The sequence below is a fragment of the Flavobacterium shii genome (assembly GCF_025847235.1).
Lineage (GTDB): Bacteria > Bacteroidota > Bacteroidia > Flavobacteriales > Flavobacteriaceae > Flavobacterium > Flavobacterium shii.
In genome coordinates this window covers 1-1280 of record NZ_JAOZEW010000052.1, presented here as the reverse complement: position 1 = coordinate 1280, position 1280 = coordinate 1, and the positions used below count along the sequence as shown (strand labels likewise).

The 1280-nt window shown below is 34.5% G+C and carries 1 protein-coding gene; it reads right to left on the bottom strand.

The features are described 5' to 3' along the window. Positions 1-47: 47 nt before the first annotated feature. Positions 48-1076: an IS110 family RNA-guided transposase gene (locus OIU83_RS23510; RefSeq protein WP_264208705.1), complete on the bottom strand. Its 1029-nt coding sequence runs from the start codon at positions 1074-1076 to the stop codon at positions 48-50. Positions 1077-1280: the final 204 nt, after the last annotated feature.

Below are 1280 nucleotides of genomic sequence, written 5' to 3'. Positions count from 1 at the left end.
TATCCTTAGTCAGCCAAGAGCTAGACTGTATAGCGTGTTCAAGCATTTTATGCTGGCACGCTATTTTTTTTTGATTCAAAATCGTTATCATATATCGTTTTGTTTTTATAAATAACATAAACTAGTTCCAATAATTTTCTCTGTACCGCTACACATCCTTTCATTTTAATTCCATGCTTAGCCACTATTCGGGCATATTGATTGCGAAAGTTATCGTCCCATTTTATCGTACTGAGTGCCGGTAAATGCAGACAGCTTCTTAAATATCTATTTCCTTTTTTTGATATTGTTGGCTTACCTTTTACTGAGGTTCCTGAGAGTTTTTCTTTTACATCCAATCCAGCATAACTTGTGAGCTGCTTTTTATTGCGTATGAGTTCAAATCCGTTTGTTTCTCCAATAATAGTTGCTGCTGTCAAAATTGATATTCCGGGAATGGTACAAATAGTACTGACATCTTTAGCAAGTTCCTTATTGTCTTTTATACGGGTCTGAATCTCGATTTTAATTTCTTTTTCAAGGGTGTTTAAAAAATGTATTCTCCTTTTTGAGCGTTCAATACTTGACAAAGATGGCATTGCCTCTGTTTCTTCTGCATGTAACTGGTTTTTTACTATTGTTCTCTCATCTGTAATCTGACGTCGTTCTCTTGTGAGTTGTTTCAAAGTCCTGTAAATTTCTTTTGGCTTTTTCCAGTTATCCAGCTTTCTTTCGAGCCCAAATCTGGCAATTGCCTCAGAGCACGTTTTATCTGTAATTGTTTTGACATCCAAGGTTCGCATGTAATTACTGATTTTATTGGGCAGTACAATACTTAAATCTTCTTCTTTTTGATCAAGATAATACGCAAATTTTTGATGGTACACTCCCGTAGCTTCCATTACATATCGAACTTTAATTGCTTTATCTGTCAATTTATCTACCCAATGAGAAAGTTTTAAAAAACCTTTATCTGTATTTTTAAAAACATCATAAGCGTACAATTCGATTGTTAAATCATCATGTAATCTTCCTAAAGTAACTACCAATTCTTTTTGAGCTACATCAATTCCTAATACTTGCTTGAATACTTTCATAACTTCCTTTTTTTTTTAATAATATTATAAAGTGATGAATCTCCCTTCGTCTTGTCTCCTGGTTGGATATTCTGGATAATACGACCTGCGTAGTTCCTTACATTCTGTTCAGACTCTAAAAGATAAAAAAGAATGAGGCCATATCTTTGCGACAATGTACTTCGTGAGTCATTTAGGCGCGAATCGGCTCTCATCCCTTTTCAC